General features: G+C 49.0%; 11 protein-coding genes. 2 read left to right on the top strand and 9 right to left on the bottom strand.

Annotated elements, in window-relative coordinates; all coding sequences use genetic code 11:
- Nucleotides 1–68 precede the first annotated feature (68 nt).
- The 5 genes from pgi to ACN0R8_RS03730 all read right to left on the bottom strand — a co-directional run bounded on the left by pgi (nt 69) and on the right by ACN0R8_RS03730 (nt 10,019).
- On the bottom strand, nt 69–1,754 hold the full coding sequence (gene pgi, locus ACN0R8_RS03710; protein WP_417595220.1) for a glucose-6-phosphate isomerase: 1,686 nt from the start codon (nt 1,752–1,754) through the stop codon (nt 69–71).
- A 1,030-nt stretch (nt 1,755–2,784) separates the two neighbouring features.
- Nucleotides 2,785–3,660, bottom strand: coding sequence for a UTP--glucose-1-phosphate uridylyltransferase (locus tag ACN0R8_RS03715; RefSeq protein ID WP_417595222.1), 876 nt, complete (start codon nt 3,658–3,660; stop codon nt 2,785–2,787).
- Nucleotides 3,661–3,909: 249 nt separating this feature from the next.
- Nucleotides 3,910–6,807 (bottom strand): FecR domain-containing protein, encoded by a 2,898-nt coding sequence (locus ACN0R8_RS03720; protein ID WP_417595224.1) that lies wholly within the window; start codon nt 6,805–6,807, stop codon nt 3,910–3,912.
- Between the two features lie 13 nt (nt 6,808–6,820).
- Nucleotides 6,821–8,212 (bottom strand): hypothetical protein, encoded by a 1,392-nt coding sequence (locus ACN0R8_RS03725; RefSeq protein ID WP_417595226.1) that lies wholly within the window; start codon nt 8,210–8,212, stop codon nt 6,821–6,823.
- Nucleotides 8,213–8,630: 418 nt separating this feature from the next.
- Complete coding sequence (locus ACN0R8_RS03730; RefSeq protein ID WP_417595228.1) at nt 8,631–10,019, bottom strand: MBL fold metallo-hydrolase RNA specificity domain-containing protein; 1,389 nt, start codon at nt 10,017–10,019, stop codon at nt 8,631–8,633.
- A 235-nt stretch (nt 10,020–10,254) separates the two neighbouring features.
- Between ACN0R8_RS03730 and ACN0R8_RS03735 the strand changes: the two genes are divergently transcribed.
- A complete protein-coding gene (locus tag ACN0R8_RS03735; protein ID WP_417595230.1) occupies nt 10,255–11,226 on the top strand; it encodes a hypothetical protein in 972 nt (323 codons plus the stop codon).
- Nucleotides 11,227–11,887: 661 nt separating this feature from the next.
- On the opposite strand, the gene ACN0R8_RS03740 is transcribed toward ACN0R8_RS03735, so the two are convergent.
- Both ACN0R8_RS03740 and ACN0R8_RS03745 read right to left on the bottom strand, forming a co-directional pair.
- On the bottom strand, nt 11,888–14,653 hold the full coding sequence (locus ACN0R8_RS03740) for a rhamnan synthesis F family protein (RefSeq protein ID WP_417595232.1): 2,766 nt from the start codon (nt 14,651–14,653) through the stop codon (nt 11,888–11,890).
- Nucleotides 14,654–14,825: 172 nt separating this feature from the next.
- Nucleotides 14,826–15,785 (bottom strand): glycosyltransferase family 2 protein, encoded by a 960-nt coding sequence (locus tag ACN0R8_RS03745; RefSeq protein WP_417595234.1) that lies wholly within the window; start codon nt 15,783–15,785, stop codon nt 14,826–14,828.
- Between the two features lie 471 nt (nt 15,786–16,256).
- On the opposite strand from ACN0R8_RS03745, the gene ACN0R8_RS03750 reads away from it, so the two are divergent.
- Nucleotides 16,257–17,360 carry a glycosyltransferase family 2 protein gene (locus ACN0R8_RS03750; RefSeq protein WP_417595236.1) on the top strand — a complete coding sequence of 368 codons (1,104 nt, stop codon included), beginning with the start codon at nt 16,257–16,259 and terminating at the stop codon, nt 17,358–17,360.
- Between the two features lie 607 nt (nt 17,361–17,967).
- Here the strand turns inward: ACN0R8_RS03750 and ACN0R8_RS03755 are convergent.
- Entirely contained in the window at nt 17,968–18,420 is a 453-nt protein-coding gene (locus ACN0R8_RS03755) for an REP-associated tyrosine transposase (protein WP_417595238.1), read from the bottom strand.
- A gap of 827 nt (nt 18,421–19,247) precedes the next feature.
- On the bottom strand, nt 19,248–22,421 hold the full coding sequence (locus ACN0R8_RS03760) for a hypothetical protein (RefSeq protein WP_417595240.1): 3,174 nt from the start codon (nt 22,419–22,421) through the stop codon (nt 19,248–19,250).
- Between the last annotated feature and the right edge of the window lie 339 nt (nt 22,422–22,760).

Raw genomic sequence — 22,760 nt, forward strand, 5'->3', positions numbered from 1 at the left:
TATTCCGTCTCGAGGTGATCGTGTCAGGGCGGGATTTCAGAAAAACCTTGTCAGATCAGAAGATCCCATCAGTCTGGTTTGTCCTGATAGCCTTCCTGCCTGAAGCCCGCAATCTTATCGGCCAACAAACGAGTGGAACTATCCAAAGCCACGCCATCATCACTGGCGGTCTGATTTAACAGGGGCTGCAGCTGAAGCGCAACCTGTTTGCCCAATTCCACGCCCCACTGGTCAAAAGGATTCACCCCCCAGATCCCCGCCTGAGTGAAAACCTTATGCTCATAGCACGCGATCAGCGCACCCAGCGAAAACGCATCCAGACGCTCCAGAAGCAGGGTTGAGGAGGGTTGATTGCCCGGATAAAAACGGAATGGGTTATCGGTCGGGTCAACTGCATCGTTGCCCAGCGCCAGCACCCTGGACTGAGCCAAACAGTTAGCGATATTCAGCTCATGCTGAGCCACCAGCGCTTCCCGGTGTTTCCGGTTTTTAGCCATGCCGCTTCGGGACACATCGTCTGCCCCAGCGGTATCGTAGCGATTCGCCGCCAGAATAAAATCCGATGCAACCGGTTGTGTCCCCTGATGCAGCAGCTGATAAAACGCATGTTGAGCATTAGCACCCACCTCGCCCCACAGTACAGGGCAGGTCGCATAGTCAATCGGTACACCATCCTGAGTCACCGACTTGCCATTACTCTCCATCTCCAGCTGTTCCAGATAAGGGGGAAAATACTTAAGACGACCATCATAGGGCAAAATCGCATGGGCACGAATATCCTGCACATTCACATTCCAGATACCCAAAAGCGCCATCATCACCGGCACATTCTCTAATGGCGGAGCCGTTCGGAAATGCTCATCCATTTCATGGGCCCCTGCCAGCAACTCCCGGAAAACCGGCATTCCCAAATCCAGGGCTATCGCACAGCCCACCGTTGACCACAAGGAAAAGCGCCCGCCAACCCAGGGCCAGAAAAGCAGCTGATTATCCTCAGGAATACCCCACTGATCCATCTTATCCACCGAAGCGGAAATACCGATAAAATGGCAGCGCAGCATCAAAGACGGATCTGGACAAACACGCTCCAGCCAGGCCCGGGCCGTATCGGCATTAGACAGTGTGTCTATCGTGGTAAAGGACTTGGAAGCAACCAGAAACAGCGTGGTCTCAGGGTTCAGGTGGTCCAACAGATCAAACAGCTGACTACCATCAATTGTTGAGGCAAAGTGCACCCGAAGCGCCCTGGCCTCCGGCAGTGCGTACTCCTTCAATGCCTGAGTTACCATAAGGGGGCCCAGATCACTCCCACCGACACCTAGATTAACCACATCCGTTATTCGTTTGCCGGAGAAACCACGCCAAACCCCGTCATGGACCTTACCTACCAGATTCTCCATCCGGCGCAGCTGGTGACTGACTTCAGGAAAATCGCGATCCAATTGCTCAACTGGAAGTCGCAAGCGAGTGTGCAATGCAGCACGTCCCTCACTGCGATTCACCTCTTTCCCGGAAAAAAGCGCATCAATGGCCCGGGACAGTTTCAACTGCTCAAAGAGCTGATCCAGGCCCGAAAGCACATACGCATCAACCCGTTGCTTACTGAAGTCCAGTGTCATCGCCGGGGCAGCGATATGCATCTGCTCAGCTCTTTTCGGATTCTGCTGAAACAGATCCGTCAACGTCGGCATACCGGGTGCCAGCCCTGCCAAAAACTTAAAAGCAGGGTGGCCGGTGAGTAAGGGTGTTGTCATGGTATCCAAATAAAATTCAATGTCTTTTTTTACGCCGTAAATCGTAAACAGCAAATGTAGATCGGGCTTTAGCCCGTCGTAGATCCATCAAAAAAGCGCCAATCAGCATTTAACGCTACCTATGTGACGCCCTGTAGGTCGGGCTTTAGCCCGTCGCAGTGCCATCAAAAAACGCCAATCAGCATTTAACGCTAACCACATTGACGCCCTAAAGGGCGACCTACATTATCCGGCATGTAACGCCATTCACGTATGTTATTAGGCACTCTCAAATGTAGGTCGGGCTTTAGCCCGTCGCAGTGCCATCAAAAAACGCCAATCGGCATTTAACGCTAACCACATTGACGCCCTAAAGGGCGACCTACATTGTCCGGCGTGTAACGCCACTCACGTATGTTATTAGGCACTCTCAAATGTAGGTCGGGCTTTAGCCCGTCGCAGCACCATCAAAAAACGCCAACCCGGCATGTAACGCCATTCACGTATGTTATTGGGCACTCTCAAATGTAGGTCGGGCTTTAGCCCGTCGCAGCATCATCAAAAAACGCCAATCCGGCATTTAACGCTAACCACATTGACGCCCTAAAGGGCGTCCGGCATGTAACGCCATTCACGTATGTTATTAGGTACTCTCAAATATAGGTCGGGCTTTAGCCCGTCGCAGCACCATCAAAAAACGCCAACCCGGCATTTAACGCTAACCACATTGACGCCCTAAAGGGCGACCTACATCGTCCGGCGTGTAACGCCATTCACGTATGTTATTAGGTACTCTCAAATGTAGGTCGGGCTTTAGCTCGTCACAGCACCATCCAAAACGCCAATCGGCATTTAACGCTAACCACATTGACGCCCTAAAGGGCGACCTACATTGTCCGGCGTGTAACGCCATTCACGTATGTTATTAGGCACTCTCAAATGTAGGTAGGGCTTTAAGCCCGTCAAACGCCATCAAAAAACGCCAATCAGCATTTAACGCTGCCCACGTTGACGTCCTAAAGGGCGACCTACATGCCCAGCATCAACCCAATCAATACAGATCAGACTCAAGCAAACCGGCTTCCCGCCCCAGCACTGTATTCGCCTGCAGCCAGCCCGGAATATGCCCGCAATCAAAGGTTCGGCCCCTCATACGAAACGCATGAACTGCATCCCCCTGGCGGATCAAATCGGCAATAGCATCCGTCAGCTGAATCTCCCCCCCTGCACCGGGGCGGGTTTCTGCCAGATACTGCATAATCGCCCCCGGAAGAATATAACGGCCAATCACAGATAAGCGGCTGGGAGCCTGATCCCGCGTTGGTTTTTCAACCAGCCCTTTAATCGGCAGGCACTCACCCGCAGCCGGTTCAGCACCCGAGCAATCGACAATACCATACTGATCAACACGCTCCAGAGGCACCTGCTCAACCATAATCTGCGCCGCTTGTTGTGACTGAAATGCCGCAACCATCGCTTTAAGGTCGCAACCCAGATCACTGACCTGAGGCTTAACCAGAACATCCGGCAGAATCACCGCAAACGCCTCATCAGGTCGGATCAGGTGTGCTGCACAATGGATCGCATGTCCCAACCCCAGCGCCCTACCCTGACGAACACTGGTCATTTTAAGCTCTGGTGGCGCAATTTCCCGCAGAGCTTCCAGCAAGGCTGTTTTACCTTTGCGCTCAAGCTCCGCCTCAATTTCATAATGACTATCAAAGTGATCCTCTACCGCAGACTTACCACCCCGGGTCACCAGAATAATCTCATTCAACCCTGCCGCAAGAGCCTCTTCAACAACATGCTGAATCAGAGGGCGATCCACCACAGGCACCATCTCTTTGGGAATGGATTTACTTATTGGCAGCAAACGGGTTCCCAAACCGGCAACAGGAATAATGACTTTATTCAGCCCAGCAGACATATCAACCTCAGAAATCAGTAAAACAGAACACAGAAAGAACAGGTAGGGGAAGTCAACTCCCAGAGAGAATACTTGTCAAAAGCCAGCCCCTGATAAACACCGTACTGAATCACCTGATCTCTGCGGGGCATTATCAACCAATGGAAACGCCATGAAAAGACCAGCAAGCCTAACGAAACAAGTCTTATAAAAAAGAGAGGCCTCTTCAGCCTCTCTTTATGTCAGATTAATCTTCCATCACATCGGTTTTTAGCGCTCAAAGATAGCAACACCTTTACCATCAATACCCAGTGTTTCAATCATCAGCATCGCCGCTTCAGCCTCTGTCCCAGCAAAGCGCCCACTAATAAAGCCTCCTGACAGAGCAGGCGGAGTAGAAACTGTCGTCAGACTGATCTCATTAAAACCATTAATGTCAGGTAAAGGTAAAGAGTTAGCCTCCAGAGCGCCGTCAGAACCAAAGTCCAAATAAATACTCATATAACTGGTCGTAAAATCCAGCTCAAGATTGCTTGACGAGCCCAGAGTCATAACAGGGCTTCCCATGGAATCGTAGATATCACCACCAGCTGCCAACTGAAAGTTCACAGAAGAGCTGCCTGTCACGGTTTGCAGCTCCGTAATATCGCTGAGAATCGGTGCCTGCTGAGTAAACATAAAAGGCAATAAGCCAATATCTGCCTTTGTAATATGACTCAGGCTGGGATCTGACGAATCGATATCATAATCTGCTTCAGCCCAGACACCCCAAAGTACCTTACTACTATCCGGCAGCGTATAGCTATTAAGCGGGCTTTGCATACCTGAATTACTAAAGCGAAGCGCCATAGTCATACCACCTAACGTTAGCGATGTCTCAAAAGATTCCGGCGTCCCCCCCAGATCACAGGCTAGCACACACTCAGCAGTCATTATGTCATAGTTCAGACCATAACCTTCACTTAAACCAGCCAAGCCATAGTATGGCGATATTCCTGAAGGGGGTAGCCCGTTACCCGTTCCCATCAGAGCAACACCAGCCTCCCCGGAAAGACTTAAGGAAGGAATGTTTCCGTATAAAACGCCAAACATACCATCAACAGCGGAAACATTACCGGAGAAACCGCCAACAAAATACCCGTTAGCCGATACAGCAGAACCACTCACGGGGAAGTAATCACCGGAGAAGTTCATTCCTGATGCCAAAAAGTCCGTCACACTTACCCCGGTATTATTCACAAACTGTACCGACCCACTACCGCCATCAAACAAGACATAACCCCGCATCCGCATATCCATGGTATCCAGGCTGATCTCCATATCCGACAGCTGCATATCCCCCATCACCGGCTGTATGCCACTGGTATCTGCCGTCAGCACAAAGTCGTACAGACCGCCCACCGCACCGGAACTCATCAGGGATTCCAGCTCAACCGGATCATCCATCACAGAATCACTGGCGGCATAAACAAGATTATCCAGAGGCGTTCCCTGATTGCTCAGCGTAACCGGGTTAAGATAGAAAAATTCGCTCTGCGGCCAGACCCCCAGATAGGTTTTACTATTGGTATCCGGGTGTGTCTGCATCAGGTTTTGCTGCTTAGCCGTCGATGATCCCGGCATTTTCCTTTGCAGCCGTAACGTACCACTCAGGTTAGCACCCACCAGAACCGGCAGATCCTCACCGGACTCATCGGAAAAATACTCCCACTGGGTTGCAGCGCCGTCAAAACTCAGAACAGACCCCGCCGTACTTGCCAGCAGACGCCCCTGCGCCGACGGGCTGATAGGGTTTAACGCATCCGTCGATATCATATGCGCACAGGAGTCATAGCCCAGCAGAGTACACCGGGAATCAATCTGCTCCGCTAACGCTTTATCCGCGCAGGATGCATAGCCAGCACTCTGACAGATCGCTTCCGCAGCCAGATATGCCTCTTTTGCCTGACAGGAGGCGTAGCCCTCTGCCTGACACGCAGCCTCTGCCAGCAGAAATAACTCTTTTGCCTGACAAGAGGCATAGCCCTCTGCCTGACACGCAGCCTCTGCCAGCAGAAATAACTCTTTTTCCTGACAGGATTCATAACCCTCTGACTGACATGCCGCCTCCGTCAACAGATCGAACTCTTTGGCCGAACAGGATGTATAACCTTCTGCCCGACAGGCCGCCTCAGCCATCAGAAAAAACTCTTTCGCCGAACAGGAAGTAAAACCTTCATTACGACACTGCAACTCCGCCAGCTCCTTAGCTTCTTTATCAGCACAGGAGATAAAGCCCTCTTCACGGCAAGCAGCCTCAACAAGATCCTGTTCACCCTCTTCCCTCAGCAGCTGTTCCTTAATCTCAGGCTGCCGGATATCACCTTCTCTCAGCCCCAAACCAGGTCCGGCGTTCTCTGGCCGCCTCCGGGGCTCACCCTCCTCCGGATTACCAGGAGGAGGGTTTGGGTTCAGCTGTCCCGCCCCGGCATTAAAGATGGCAGAATCCGCCGGGAAAGCTTCCGGCAGGGTATCAGGGCTGTACATCGCCAAAGCCTGACCGGCACGAATCACACGGGTTCCCGTTGTTGTAGCCGCAGCCGCCCCCTGCTCAACCATCAGATAGGAGCCGGAGCGCGTACCCGCAGGCAGATCCGAGCCTCCTTCCGTAAAGTGCAGCAAGCGGATAATCGTCCCCCGAATACCGATGGTCGCCACCGGCGTTCTGAAGCTGACATTCTCCGGTTTGCGATGACCTATCGCACCGGTAATCGAGCGCAGCCCACCCCGGACAATATCGGTTTTCTGAAAGGAGGCCTCCGCATTATCTGTAAAAGTGTATTCTGAGATAGTGATCTCTGAATTGGGCTTAACCGCCAGGGTTCCGCCATCGGTAAAGCGGATCTGCACACTACTGGCCGAAGCCGTGACCAGACGATCCCCCTGGAAGACACTCGCTCCCCGCCTTGCAGGATTGCTCTTGCCTCCCTGCTCATGTACCACAGTGCCGTGCACAAACATCAGTTGCCCGGCTTTTTCCTCTTGCCCTGTGCTACCTTCTTGCCCGGCGTTTTCTGCAGCCCTGACCGACAAGGGCAAAACCAGCAACAGAACAAAAGCGGCCTGCAAAGCCCAGGTGCTAAACGAGGCAGAGTGCCACCTGCCTGCTGTCGAAACGAATCTGTTCATCACTCTCTGCCTCTCAGCGCCATAAATAAGCCACATTGATATTGGTAATAACCTGATCGAAATTAAAAAAATCAATGCTTGAGTTTTGCTTGCGGTATTCCGTACCCGTGGTCACGTACCAACCGGGCTTTGGAACCCAGGTCAAAGCTGCCGTACCGGAAAAAACATCATCCGCTCTTGAGGTATCCGACCACTGGTTATAAAAACCAAATCCCCGCGTCTCATAAACAAGCCGCTGGTATGACAGCCCCAGTTTCAGGTGCAGCCGGTCGCTCAACCGCCTATCCGCCTTAAACTGCAGACGCCCCCGCCAGGCATCACCACCGTCCCGTCCATCATCGGCAAATTCCCGCTCAATGGATGACGCCCCCTCCAGCAGCCAACTCTCCACCGGAGCCGACAATGCCGACTCGCCTTTTAGTGCCACATAGCTGTTATCTGAAGAATCGGTATACGCTGCTTTTTTCAACGACACCCCCGCGGAGAGATAGCTTTCCGTCCACACCGGCACCTCAACCCCCGTCCGCAACACCAACAGATCAAAAAGTGACGCCAATGGCCGCTCGGTAAAAACACGCCCCAGGCTGGCCTGGGTTATCAGAACATGTTCCGGCTGCCACTTATAGCGCCATACACCACTGGCCTGCAAAGCCGTTACCGAATACAGCTCAAGCTCAGATTCCGTATAAAGGCGGCTTTGAGCTCCCCCCACAAACTGAAGCGTATGCTGCTCATCAACGGGAAACTGACCAACATACTGAGCATTAAGGTCATAAAAAGTCCCGGATTCATCACTGATACGGGTTTGAAACAGCCCACCAAAAAGATCCAGCTGGTAATCAGAGGGCGCACCGTTCACATTCGAATCAAAGCCCAGCCCGGCACCCAGAAGAAACTGATGGGAAGCTTCTGTTTTTTTTCTGTTCTGCTCCGCAATCTGCTCACGGTATTTTCGGATCAGCTCCGCCGCTTTCGCCGGAGGCTGCAGCGTCTCCAGCAGCGCAAACTCTTTATCGGCCGCGCTGAACTGCCGCAACTGAACCATCGCAATAGCCCGCTCAAGACGGCCACCGGCATGATCAGGCTTTACCTGCAGCAGCCGATCCAGCACAAAAATCCCCACCGAAGGCTGCCCGGACCTAACCGCCGCCAACCCCATCAGATAATCAAACTCAGGCACCCCCGCATATTGCGCCTCAGCATCCCCTAAACGCGCAAAAGCTCCGGCGGCATCGCCTGCAGTCAACGCCTGCTCCGCCCCGCGCAGCAGATCAGCCAGAGAGGCCTCTTCGGCCTGCACATCAGCCGCAGTCATCATAAGAGCACAAATCAGCAAAAAAACCGGCAACGTATATAAACAACGCAACCCGGCAACGGCACGCCCAATCTCTCTTTTCTGGCCCATAAAAGACTCCGGCTCAATCACAGGGCAAATTCCCAAACACAGTCATAAATTACATTTTCTCACATAATGAGACGATTAAAGAGATTGCCCAACACCAGAAATAAGCTGAAAGAGCCATACAAAACATCAGAAAAAACCAGATAAGAGGGATAGTCTCAGAAAAATGCTACAAATATGCGTATAAAATAGTTAGAAAAGAACAAAATTCTCATGGTTTTGACTAAAGCCGATAGCATCACTCTGTGTCAATAAATACCACCTCCTGACCCGGCACTCAATACACACGCCTTTATATTGCGAAACAAGTCACAACCCTTTATAACCCTGCCCTGCAGCAAGAAACATAGATAAACAATTGATTACAAAAACTCACAATCAAAACAGAAATAAAGCACCTCTTTAAACACTGCCACACGCCTCAGGCAAGCTGCACAGACACCGGCAACCCCCGTTGAGCATACTCAGCTTCCAACACCTGTTTCAGCCCACTTCGGGCGGGTGTATCACCATGAATAAGGCTGATTTTTTCCGGTAAATGGCGCATTCCCAGTACAAAGCGCACCAGATCAGCCTGATCTGCATGGGCCGAATAACCCGACAGAGCCGCCACCTGCGCCCGCACATCATAGCGTTCGCCCTCCAGCTCCACCCAGCCACCCCTTGGGCCATACTTTAAGAGTGCCGCACCCGGTGTCCCCCCGGCCTGATAACCCACAAACAGAACCTGATGCCGCTTGTCACCCAGACAAGCCTTCAGATAATTGACGATGCGGCCACCGGCTGCCATTCCGCTGGCGGCAATTACCACCGCCGGACGCCGGTACTGACTTAAATAATCCACCGTCTGCAGGTGCTCACCATGATCATCCACCGTATACAGCGTCTCAAAATTAAGCGGATGTCTGCCGCTGCCCAGCCGACGCCTTGCCTCAGCATCCCAGAACGGCTTAAGCTTGCGGTAAACCTCAGTAAAACGGGCCGCCAGCGGGGAATCCACAATCACCTCCAGCTGTTTTAGCGGCGAATCGGCCCCCGCCTTGTGGATCAGATGCTCAATTTCGTACAGCAGCTCCTGGGTGCGACCAATACTGAACGCCGGAATCAGCAGACAACCCTCCCGTTCAATACAGCGCTGCAGATGTTGCAAAAGCGCCGCCGAACGCAACCGGCGATTTTCATGACACTTATCACCGTAGGTACTTTCAAGAAACAGCGTATCCGCCCGGTAGGGTGACCGGGGAGCCGGCAGTAGCGGCGACCAGGACGCACCCAGGTCACCGGAAAAGACCACGCGTTCAGCGTGATCGGGGCGCTGCAGATCACACTCCACATAAGCCGAACCCAATATATGCCCCGCCCGCTGCAATTTAACCCTGAGACTGACCCCGCCCTCATCGTAAATGCCGTGCCACTGCTTATAAGGCAAAGCAACCAACTGAGAGGTCAGTTGCTTTAAAACCCGCTCAATCAAACGCTTATCACGGGTAAAACCGATCTCCAGCGCATCCTCAATCACCAGTGGCAGCAGCATCGCCGAAGGCTCAGAACAGATAATCGGCCCCTTATAGCCTGCCGCCAGCAGGTAGGGTAAACGGCCCACATGGTCGATATGCACATGGCTAATTACCACCGCCTTAACCGATGTCAGATCAAACTCGATGGTCAGATCCTCCCGGTCCCGGGCCTCGTCTCCCTGAAATAAACCGCAATCCACCAGCACAGAACATGCCTCAGAAAGAAAAAGCTGGTGACAACTTCCGGTAACCCCCTCGGCACCACCATGATGCACAACCTTTGGATAAGACATCCTGTCCTCCTTATCAAGATCCTGTCATTAATATCTTCAATAGCAGTCCAATGCGATTAAAGCACTGCAACCTGTTTGCCACAGATTTATGGCATTTTTAAGACTTAGCAAAGCCTAGGAAAATCCAGCCGGGTCAGAAATTGTTCTGGGCACGCTGGCCTAAGTCAATAAAGCTTTGGTTGAATTAGCCGATAAACGGCTTGGATTTTGATTTGATTTCTCTAAGGAACATGGAATGAATAAACAGAAAAACCTTCTTATTGCCGGCATCGGTCTGGCTGTTCTAAGTGGTTGTGGCGGTAGCAGTACTGATGACGACGCATCCGCAACCCGCCTGAAAGGAACCGCAGCCACAGGTGCAGCCATTGCCAACCAGACAGTGACCGCCAAATGTGCCGATGGCACAGGTTTTCTGAACAGCGTTGTCACGGACGCCTACGGAGAGTGGAGCGGTGACATTGGCGAGAACGCACTACCCTGCGCCCTGAAGGTCAACAGCCCGTTGCTGGAGAGCAATCTGTACAGTTTTGCCAGCAGCTTCGGCATCGTTAATATCACCCCATTAACCAACCTGGTAGTTGCCCGTGCCGCATCCACATCACCGGATGACTGGTTCAACCGCGCCGACATCAACATCAGCCAGATCCAGCTTGATGCCGCCATGTCCAGCCTGACCAGCGCACTGAACAATTCAGACTTTAGCCTGCCTGAGGGCAACCCTATCACCACAGATTTTGATATTGGTGATGACTGGGACGAGGTACTGGACGACCTGCAGGCTGCCATCAGCAACAGCAGCGGCTTTCAGAGCTACTCAAGCTTGTTGGTGCACTTTCTGGAAGGCAACAACACACTCCCGATCTACGTGGACAGCGATGCTGAGCATGTGGGAGACGGCGGTATCGACTACGACTCTGATGACTACACACCGGGCTATAAACTGGACATAACGACCTATGTGGACAATGTAGCCCCCTACATCTCAACGGTAAACGACACCTACAAACCTAATTCGGAAAGCGTATTCTGCTCCGCGCAGCTTTATGATTTGGTTAAAAGTGAAAGCGTGAGCAGCTATGACTGGGAGATTACTGACTGCGCCTTTGCAGACGGTGCAGGTGAGACCCGAACAACGGCGACGATTAATATCAACGGTATAACTCAAACGACCAAATACCACACGACCTACCTGTATACCAAAAACTGATACTTAAAATGTAGATCGGGCTTTAGCCCGTCAACGATCTCACCGTAAACGCCAATTCGGCATTTAACGCTACCCATGCTGTCGCCCTAAAGGGCGACCTACATTAATGTAGGTCGGGCTTTAGCCCGTCAAAGATCCCGCCATAAACACCAATTCGGCATTTAACGCCGCCCATGCTGACGCCCTAAAGGGCGACCTACAAGAAAGGTGGAAAGGGCGACCTACGATAAAAAGTGAGAAGGGCGACCTGCATTAGCGTCATGCAAAATGTAGGTCGGGCTTTAGCCTGTCAACGATCCCGCCGTAAACGCCAATTCGGCATTTAACGCTACCCATGTTGTCGCCCTAAAGGACGACCTACAAGAAAAGATAGGAAGGGCGATCGTCAAGAGAGGTGAAAAGGACGACCTTCATTAGCGTCATGCAAAATGTAGGTCGGGCTTTAGCCCGTCAAAGATCTCGCCGTAAACGCCAACTCGGCATTTAACGCCGCCCATGCTGTCGCCCTAAAGGGCGACCTACATTAATCTCATACAAAATGTAGGTCGGGCTTTAGCCCGTCAAAGATCCCACCATAAACGCCAACTCGGCATTTAACGCCACCTACGTTGACGCCCTAAAGGACGACCTACGATAAAAAGTGAGAAGGGCGACCTACATTTTAGCTAACAAGGCCGCGACCGCAGTAGTGATCATCTAAAGTTATTTCTTTCAGAAATGTTATTTCTTCGTCTGATAGCTGGCTTACAAAGGTTTCATAGAGCTGGCAAGCCACTTGAGTTGAAGGTGCAAATTCTGGCAATAACTGTTCACGCACCTTGATAGCCTCGTCGACATAAGCCAATACACCCTGCTGTAGCTCTTCCCGTAGCGGCTGACAAGCGGTTTCCTGTAAAGACAAATCACGGAAAACACCGGCTATTTGCTGCTCAGTCTCGGTGTATTTTACAACCTGTGCAGAATCAGAACTTAAGAGTTTTTCTAACTCAAAGTTGTAGCGATACATAAAAGGAGCATCAACAGTAGGGCGAACCTGCTTGTAGTAGCAGCCTGTGACATCAACACCATGGCGCTGGGCTACAGCCTCCGAACGGTCATCGGTCAGCAGGTAATGGCCCTGAGTGGACCGGGTTAACAGCTCATTAAGGTATCCCTGAATGGTGGCACCATAACCCACATCAACGACCGTTTGCTTGCCATCAGCTTCCATTCCCTGACTGGCCAAATACTTCAGTAATGCGGCTTTTTCTACGGCTGCAGCAGCAAGGATATCAGCTTCCAGCAGCTTGAAGAGTTCGAGTAGGTGCTTAGTGTTTCCATCACGTACTTCGACCTGTTTATCTGCGTGCCAGTTCGTTTGCTCAGAAATGGTTTGCCACTGCTCGGCACTTAAACTAAGACCGAAGCGTTCTTTCAAAAAGCCCGCCAGGTTATTAGAGTAATAATTGTTCCGGGCAATTTTGAGAATATCATCCAGGTTCTTCAGCGACGGCACACTAACGGCGCGGCGCGAAACCACCAAATAATGACTACTGGCAGGCACTTCAAGGTCAGCCGTCCAGCGGTCAAATACCTGCTTAATTAGCTCCCCTTCCCGGGCAAGAAAATACAATCGCTCAATATTATTGTCCCGCGCCTGCTCTGTCAGCCAGTGCGCAAAGCCAGTTAACAAAGGCCCAACCAGGCTATAACCTATATTAAATGCTGTTGGTTTAATTAAGTTGTAGGGATTGAGCTGTGGGTAACTAACTGCAGCAAAGTTTTTTTGTAACACCAAACCCAAGGTTAGCTGGGCATTTAAATCACCCTGTTGCTCAAAATTTTCCAGCAGTCGACGCCAGCGTGGCAGTGAACGCGCAATATCGCTGGCACGTAAGGTGTGCAGCGCATTTGCGCCTAAATCCAGTGGAATCTGTAAATCGGAACGCTCGTTATCACCCACCATCATAAACTCCTGAGGCTGCAGAGCGTATTTATCGAACAGATACTTGTAGAGCTCGCCGGTGTCTTTACGCAGACCAATATCACTGGAAAGATACAGTGATTGCCAGCCTTCAATACCATGATCATGCAAAGTGGCTTTTATGTGCTCTATGGGGAGAAACATATCCGAGATAAGAACAACAGGTTTGCCGGTGGCGACAGCCTTATGAAACAGCTCTAAACCACCTTTGCGCGGTTTAACACTGGCGTATTCAACCTGCTCTTCCAACGCCTGCAACTGACTGACCTGTTCTAGTGGCAGGCCGGTCATCTGTTGAAAATGTTGATAAATAACGTGCAGATCAATATCCCGTCCGGCTTGTTGTCGGGCGCTTGCTTCAGCCTGTGCACGGTATTCCAGATAGATTTTTCCCAGATTTGGGTTATCCGGGGAATTGCCCGCCCGAAGCGCAACAATTTCTTTAACCGCTTCCGGGTCGAGCATAGGGCGACTGAGCAGGGTGTCAAAAATATCAAAGCCGATCAGCTTAACTTTTGCAGCATTAAGCTCATTATGGATTGTTTCTAAACTACGCTCCAGCACAGTATTAAAGCGCCAGGCTGACCAGCTGGGTGTTTGCTTGTCTTTAATAATTCCAATTGGGTAACCTTGACTTGAGCTGACCAGCCCCACCAGGCGTTCTAAACAGTGGGCAAAAGTACCGTCGGTTTGCCCAGCTTCTTCAGCAAAATCATTTAGGGTAATGCCGGCATCAAACAGCGGTTTTAGGGCCGCTGTACGAGCCCAGAACATAGTACCGGCAGGAAAGTCAAAATAGACATTAGGGAAATGGCTAATACCCAGACGTGCACACCAGTGAGCACCCAAAGCCTTATTAGCAAGCCAATGGTTTGCAAAATAAGGGATCAGGTAAAAATTCTGCGGGTAAACCAGACCACGGGCATGATCGCCCTGCAGCAAAGTAAAAATTCTGCGAATCTGCTCCGGGCTACCCAACAGGCTACTGCATAGGTATTGGCGCCAACCCTCGGTAGCACCTTTGTTGTACAAAGACTTTTTGCTGTGTAAATGAGCAACGTAATCATATCGGGCAAGCTGATCACCAAACGCACAAAACATAGGAGCGATATCACGTCCGCGATTAGCGACAACTTCTATTTTAAGTTGTTTAAGCAGCGGGAGATTACTGAATTTTTCCTGACAGATGGCCTGACCTTGTTCATCAGTTACAGAAATATATAAATCATAGTTAAACGGCATGTTTTTTAAATAGCCAACAAACTCATCAGACAAATCTGTGTAATACATGTGCAGATGAATGGCTATGCGCCCCAGTGATTTTTTTGCTGGAGGTAAGTCTTCAATTAAAATCAGGTCGCCACACTGATCTACAGCAGGCGTTATAATCTTGCTGTTTTTCCACATATGAAAGTGTGGCGTGCCATAAAAAACCCAGGGAAACACCCGATAAATAAAGTTCACCAATGGATTTCTTATTTTTAATGGTAGTTTCCAGTAAACACGCTTAGCCAACGATAAAAAAAGCTCGCGCAACCGTAATACTTTATTTTTAGCTGACCGAATAAGGATGTGCATAACGTGGGTTAGTTTCCGTAAAATTTTAATTAGAGTTAGTATGATAATTTATAAATTATTACACTTTATTAAAAACAGCAGAAAAAATTAATCCTAGATTACCCAGGAAAGTCTGACGGTAAAAACCGCAACGTTTTATTAAAATCAAACGCGAAATCAATTTTTTCTGTCGTGCTTCAATAAGGTTATTTATTATCTGCCGGTTTTCAGGTGTGAGTCTGTGATCAAGGACACGCAGAGCAGCAATATGCTGATCATTCCAGGTTTTAAAGTGACCTTGCCAGAGCATCAATATACGTTTAAAACGAGCAGCAAAAGAAGAGTTCATACCAATTAAGTTATGCTGATGCTGGCGATAACGTATAGAAGGATGGCTATCATAATGCACCAAACCTCCACAGCCAGTAATTAAAATATAAGCCCACCAGTCATGGATAGTAATCGGTAAATTTTCACCCGCTTCAACTAATAGTGCACGCGCTGCATTATTAAACACCATCGTATTACCGCTACCAATATTTTGCATCAATGCATTAGCAAAACCGGGCTTTTTGTTAAATAAAGGAGACAGACCTATTTCATTATTTTCAGTATTAACTAAGCGAGAGCGGGAGCAATACAAAGCAGGTACATCAGCAGGTACTGATTGAAGAAAACCGAGCGCACGTTCCAGCTTGTCTGCATCCCAGATATCGTCCTGATCAGAGTAAGCATAGTAATCCGCGACGATGTCAGTATTACAGGTTAAAGAAAGAAAGTTGGCAGCAAAACCCCTGGCTGGGCCGGAAAGGATTTCCAGCGCCTGATCGGGCCACTTTTGCTGACGTTCTTTCAGAATTTGTAAGGTGGTGTCCGTTGAACCATCGTCTGATGCATAGACCTGCCAACTGGAGTGGGTTTGCGCCGAAAAAGAGTCAAGCTGTGCGTTAAGAAAGTGCTGACCATTATAGGTACACAGTAAAATAGCTACTTTAGGGCAGGAAGCACTCTGGTCTTTTTTGGCGATGTTCTCAGACATTTTTTAAAAAACCTGCATAGCAAAATTTAAGTCAACACATAAACCAGGCAGCTAACAGACAGGAGCCGTCCTTACAAAAAATAAGCCGTAGACACCAAAAAGGAATGCGGACAAGAGTAGCCAAACCAGCACATCCGGATTGTAGCAAAACGGCCTGAGATTAAAAAGTGATGCGCGTATGCACAACTTAGGTTGTGGCTCCTTACAGCCTCAACCGGCCATTGCGAATAAGCTAAACTTTTTCTGCTTTGCTCAGCAAAATCTGAGACAATATCGGCTTGGTACGCTGAGCAGATCCAGCCTTCCCGTTTATCCCAAGGCCATAGAAAGTTATCCCAAGGCCACAGAAAGCCGGAACCCAGCATAAAACGGAGCCATAAGGCTCGCCAAGGAATAAAAGGTTTTCTGCACCGGATAAACACATTAAAATAATCAATAACTACAGCACGTTAGCATGGATAGGAGTTGATGGTGTCAACCGATGCAAAGCTTGTTTCAATTTTAATCAGAACCTTTAACCGCCCTGTCACTCTTGCCAAAGCGGTAGATTCAGCATTACAGCAAACCCATCGCCCGTTAGAAGTTGTTATTGTTAATGATGGTGGTGAAGCCCCCAGCCCTGAATTAGAAAGCCTGGCGAACGAACATCAGGTTCAGCTTAATGTGGTTAATTTAGAGGTTAATCAAGGACGCTCTAACGCTGCTAATGTGGCTTTAAAAGAGGCCCAGGGTGAAGCACTATTATTTTTAGATGATGATGACTGGATAGATCCGGATCATATATCTAAATTGCTTCCGGTATTACAGGAAAATCCTGAACTTATTGCCGTTTATTCAGATACCGCCTGTGTATTTTCAGCAGCTAAACCAGAGATACTGAAAGTTTTTGATTATGAATTTGACCCACAACGACTGGTTTATGAAAGCTATTTACCTATTCATTCAGTCCTGTTTAAAAACAATGAATTAAGCCAGACCTGCCAGTTTGATACCCGATTAGATATGTATGAAGATTGGAATTTTTGGGTGCAACTGGTTGCTAAAGGAAAAATGCAGCGTGTACCGGGAGTAACGGCCTGGTATAGCGCCCAGTTAAGCGGCATGGGTATCGGTCTGGAACCACAGGATTACAGTGCAGAACTGGCTAAGTTTTTTAGATTAACAGTACCTTTTTATACTGATAAACAAATTAATGCATTGCTATTTATGTGCTGGAATTTTTTTGGTCTTGAACAATCTAAAAAACACAACGAAGGGTTATTATCAGAGCTGCAATTAGAGTTGGCCAACAGCCGTCAGCGTGAACAGCAGCAACAGCAGGAACTGGCTAATAACCATCAGCGCGAACAAGAGCACGCCATCATAAAAGAAGAGTTAGACTCTTTAAGAAAAAGCCTGGCTGATATTACACTGCTTCTACAAGAAAAAAAGGGCATGGCCGCCTTGTATGAAAAAATAAAGCGTAAAACCTTTACATTTTTTAGTTTATTGGCGGACGGTAATTTACAAGGCATCAAAGTACATTTATTTAAAAACATAAAGAATATTCTTAAGAGAATAAAAATAATAAAATAGGACTATTTATTAGGCACGCTCAAATGTAGGTCGGGCTTTAGCCCGTCGCGGATCCATCAAAAAACGCCAATCCGGCATTTTACGCAGCCTATGCTGACGCCCTGAAGGGCGACCTACATCGTTCGGTGTGTCACGCTATTCCCGCATTTTATGATGCACGCTCAAATGTAGGTCGGGCTTTAGCCCGTCGCTTATCCATCAAAAAACGCCGAGCCGGTATTGAACGCTGCCCTATGCTGACGCCCTGAAGGGCGACCTACATCGTTCGGTGTGTCACGCTATTCCCGCATTTTATGATGCACGCTCAAATGTAGGTCGGGCTTTAGCCCGTCGCGGATCTATCAAAAAACGCCAATCCGGCATTTTACGCTGCCTATGCTGACGCCCTGAAGGGCGACCTACATCGTCCGGTGTGTCACGCTATTCCTGCATTTTATGATGCACGCTCAAATGTAGGTCGGGCTTTAGCCCGTCGCGGATCTATCAAAAAACGCCGAGCCCGGTATTGAACGCTGCCTATGCTGACGCCCTAAAGGGCGACCTACTGTGAGGGTGGGGATTGACGCCCTAAAGGGCGACCTACATTAACGTCATACAGGTGTAGGTTTTATAAAAAATCCGAGTTCCAGTAAGGGTAGTTTTTTACTGATGAGGCAAGCATTTTTCTTAACGGGTTTGCAACGATATAGCGGGCGATCTCCTTTCGGTTGTCTTCATGCCGTAACGCCACGTCATAAAATGACGATTGCCATACTTTGCCACTTTTGCCTTTATACCTGTTCAAAGCGTAAGCACTGTTTCCTTTTAGCTTACCCACCACTGAAGACAAATCTGTATCCGAACCTTCCAAACGTAACAAGCCATGAAAATGATCAGGCATCAGGACCCAGGTAAACCAGCGGCAATTACAAACCCGTTCATTCAACGCAATTTGCTGACAAAAAACCCTGGCCGAATCAAAATCATCAAATAGAAGCTTTCGTTTAAACGTCGTAAAAGTAATGAAATACTCGCCACCACACTGTGAAAACCGACCTTTTCTTAAATCACTCCATGACATAACTTATCCGTCCGTTTTTTATCCATCCAAGAATAATTATATATAGCCGCCCTGAAAGGCGACGTACAGTACAAATAGTGTAGGTCGGGCTTTAGCCCGTCGCGGATCTATCAAAAAACGCCGAGCCCGGTATTGAACGCTGCCTATGCTGACGCCCTAAAGGGCGACCTACGTTCTATTACCCCAACCCATGTAGGTCGGGCTTTAGCCCGTCGCGGATCTATCAAAAAACGCCGAGCCCGGTATTGAACGCTGCCCTATGCTGACGCCCTAAAGGGCGACCTACATCGTCCGGTGTGTCACGCTATTCCTGCATTTTATGATGCACGCTCAAATATAGGTCGGGCTTTAGCCCGTCAGAGTTGTCGTGGATGACGCCCTGAAGGGCGACCTACTGTGAGGATGGGGATTGACGCCCTGAAGGGCGACCTACATCGTCCGGTGTGTTTCGCCATTTATGCACTTTATTAGACACGCTCAAATGTAGGTCGGGCTTTAGCCCGTCGCGGATCCACCAATAAACACCAATCCGGGATTTAACACTGCCTATGCTGACGCCCTGAAGGGCGACCTACTGTGAGGATGGGGATTGACGCCCTGAAGGGCGACCTACAAAGGCAAGAAGGCCGCGTAGGGGGGATTGTCGCTTTGGTGGGCGACGTACATTAATGCTATTCCTGGATCAATAAACGCAAAAAACCCCATATTCCGAAGAATATGGGGTTTCTGTTTCAGCGGTTTTTAACCTTCAAAGAAGATTAAAACCCTTGCCGAATCACCTCTATGACAAAAGCCAAAGAGATGATTTGACTCACTTAATCCGAAGATTAAGCGAAGTCTGCTACTTGTACAGTACCAGCAAGAGTTGCACCGAAGTCCAGTGTACCAACGATTGCAACGTTAGTCAGAGCGCCATCGGTCGCAGTTGTAGAAGCAGTAACAACCATGTACTCACCAGCGTTAGCAGTACCAAAACTTGCGTCGTTTTCGATCAGGAAAACGTGCTCAGAAACTGCAGTTGCGTCACCAGTAACGGTAGCTGTAGCAAGCTCTACTTTCAACTGAGCAGCAGTAACGTTGGAGAAACCAGTTTCGGTGTTATCAATACCGGAAGCAGTACTCAGTTCCAAATCAGAGAAGTTCAGAATGGTTACTTCATCATCAGCAACAGCGGCAGCAGCACCACGTTTGTCAGAGATAGTGATAGTTTCAGAAACGTTAGTAGTTACAGTGTTAGTAAAGTAGCTGCTGAAGTCCAGCAGGTCATTACCGTCAGCAACACCTGGTGCACCAGCATCAGTGAAGTTAACGATGGTGGTTTTACCAAAGCTACCAGACAGTACAACAGTATCGTTGCTGTTTGCGCCAGTGCCCAGAACGATTACGTCTGTACCAGAACCTGCATTGATAACGTTGTCAGACTCAGCAGTACTAGCAGCACCAACAACAGTAACAGTACCATCGGTAGTTACGAAAGCGTCAGTAGCAGCAGTGTCGTCGTAGTACTCATTAGCACCACCATTACCAATTTCTGCAGCCAGAGTAACCGCAGAATATGGATCAGTAGTATCCGCAGTCAGAGTAACTACTTTAGCTTCTTCTGTAGCAGTTGTCTGCAGCTGACCAGTAGTTGGAGCAGTCGAACTATCAGATGGCGCAGTAAAGGTAACAGTTAAGTCTGCTTCTGCACGAACACCGTCGATCAGAGACTCAACAACCAGTACGTTACCTGGGAACTCTGTAGCAACCAGCAGCTTGCTCAAAGTTGCATCGTTATTGATAGCATCTTTGATTGCTTGGTTGATCTGCTGAGTGTTAGTAGTCAGGGTGTTTTTGTCGTAAGCGATTTCTACGAACTTAGACTCAAAACCTAAGAAGCTGATTTGTACAGTTTCTTTGTAAGTGTCGAATACCTGAGGACCAGTCGCTGCTGCTGCACCTGTGCCGTAATCTGTTTCGCTAAGGATATCGTTCAGATCGCTAGATGAAGCGTTCATGATGAACATACCGTTAACGTCTGTACCATAGCCCAGATCAGTCAGTTTCTCGATCGGTGCCTGTGCTGTTTCCAGTGCAGTTTGTGCAGTAGTCAGAGCTGTTCTTGCTGCAGTGATATCAGCAGTCGCAGTCGCAGCGTCTAATGCAACCTGTGCATCTGCAACAGCCAGTTCAAGTGTTGCAATATTAGCAGCCAGATCAACACGACCAGAGTTGTCAGCATAGATGGTATCTGCACCAGCACCTGTAGTGATGCTTACATTACCTGCACCTTCAGTCCAGATGGTGTTGTTGCCACCGGTTGCATCAATGCTGATGTTGTCGTTTTCCTGTTGGTTGGTTAACCAAGCAGAACCGAAGCTGTTGCCATTGTCCAGTTGCAGGTGAACAAAGTCATTACCTGTGCCAGCGTCGATATCAACTACTGTGTCAGCGTAAGCCACTACTTCTGAATCAATTTTCAGTTGCAGTACGTCTGCACCAGAAGTCAGATCGTAGTCGATCAGTGCATCAGAGTCGTCTGTGGTGTACAGGCCGGTGTCTTTCAGGTCAAAACGGTTGATTACTGCATCAGTGATGTAGCTGTTTACCGCAACGCTGCCAGCTGCAGAAGCTGCCAGTTGCTGTACGTCTACCAGACCAGCGTTGTCGAAGTCTTCATCAACCAGTGCTACCAGGTGGTTCACATCGTTTTTCTGAGTACCTACACGGAAGTAGCTGTCAGAACCGGTTTGCAGTTCAACACGCTCCAGGTGGTTGGTAGTCGCTTTAGATTGCAGAGTAGTAAACCAAACACCGTTATTAGCGGTTACTTTGATCTCTTCAACGCCTTTATCAGACGCAGACTGGCCCGCCAGGTTTACAGTAGCACCCTGTGAACCATAACCAACGTTGTCAGCTACCAGGTTAGTAGTGATCAGTTTGGTGATGGTTGTGCCCGCTTCGTCAGACATCTGTGCGAACAGGGTGAAACCACTGCCGTCGATGATGCCGTCACGGTTGCTGTAACCTACTGGGTCAAGAGTTGCACCAGCGTTGTCTTTCAGAACGATTTGAGTAACGTTTACGTCGTAAGTTTCAGTAACGTCGCCATCTGCATCACGTTCCTGAGCCTGAGTTACATCACCCAGAGAAACTTCAAAAGTAGCCAGTTTAGCGTACAGAGCTGCATCTGCACCGTCTGGCAGGTTTACACCGTTAGCCAGTTCAGTTACACGAGCTTCAATAGCTGACAGCAATTCTGCATAAGTTTCTGCATTATCGATGGAGTCAGACTGAACCATAACCAGTTCGCCATCGATATTGAAACCGAAACCGTTGGTTGGCAGGTCTTTCAGAGGAGTGGTGCTGTCTGCATCTTCACGCAGGTTACGCAGTTCCAGTACGATTTGTGAACCGGAAGTTTCTGCACCCTGACGCTCGATGACTGGAGACAGGAACATACCATTAAAGGTATCGTTCTCGTCGATCTGGTCTTTCAGTACGAAGGTGTAATCTGCAGAGATTTTGCCAGCGCCTGAATCGATTTCTGCTTTACCAACGTTGTAGATGCTTTGAGCGTCAGTAGACGTGCCATCTTGCTGGTTGGTGTCTGTGTCTGTGAAAGTAACAGTCAGACTGTCAGCTGTTGCTTCAGCCAGAGCTGCTTTCAGTGCAGTCAGATCCAGAGAAGTAGTAGAAGACGCTACAGCTGCATCTACTTTAGCAATTGAACCACCTTGAGCAACTAACTGTGCGTTAGCAAAGTCAACAGTCGCTTCAGCACGGCTAACACCACTTTCCAGTGCGCTGAACAGATCTGAAGCGCTAGCTGCACCCAGGTTTTCAGCAACTTGCAGTGCGTATTCAGCGTTGGTACCAGCATTCAGCAGGCCTTCAGACTGGATAAATGCAGCCACTTCGTCCTGAGTGTTAAATGCTTTCAGTTGTGCTTCGTAACCACCAGGTGCTGCACCAAGAGTTGCAACCGTTACTAGTGATACTTGTGCTTTTGTTAAAGCCATTTGTAAAGCTCCTTGATCAAGGATTAGTTTAGTTTGGTTTTTCTTCTGATAAACATCATGCCTATCAGAATGAAATTTATCGCTCTTATGAGCCTGACCCCAAGTCCGACCCCGCTTACGCTGATTACTGTTAAAAACATATAACAATCATCAATACTGCAACCGGGCCTGCAGGGCTTAAAAAACAAAGCAGATAACCATTAAGCTATCTGTCTTAGCTTATTAACTTAGCTTTTAAACAAAGGTAACAGCTCTTTCAGGTCGCGCTTGTGATGCGGATCACACGAGCGATCTTTTTTTATCCGAGCACTCCTGCTCATCAAAAAAACAGGATCGATA

The sequence above is a fragment of the Oceanospirillum sp. genome (assembly GCF_048265165.1).
Classification (GTDB): Bacteria; Pseudomonadota; Gammaproteobacteria; order Pseudomonadales; family Halomonadaceae; genus Oceanospirillum.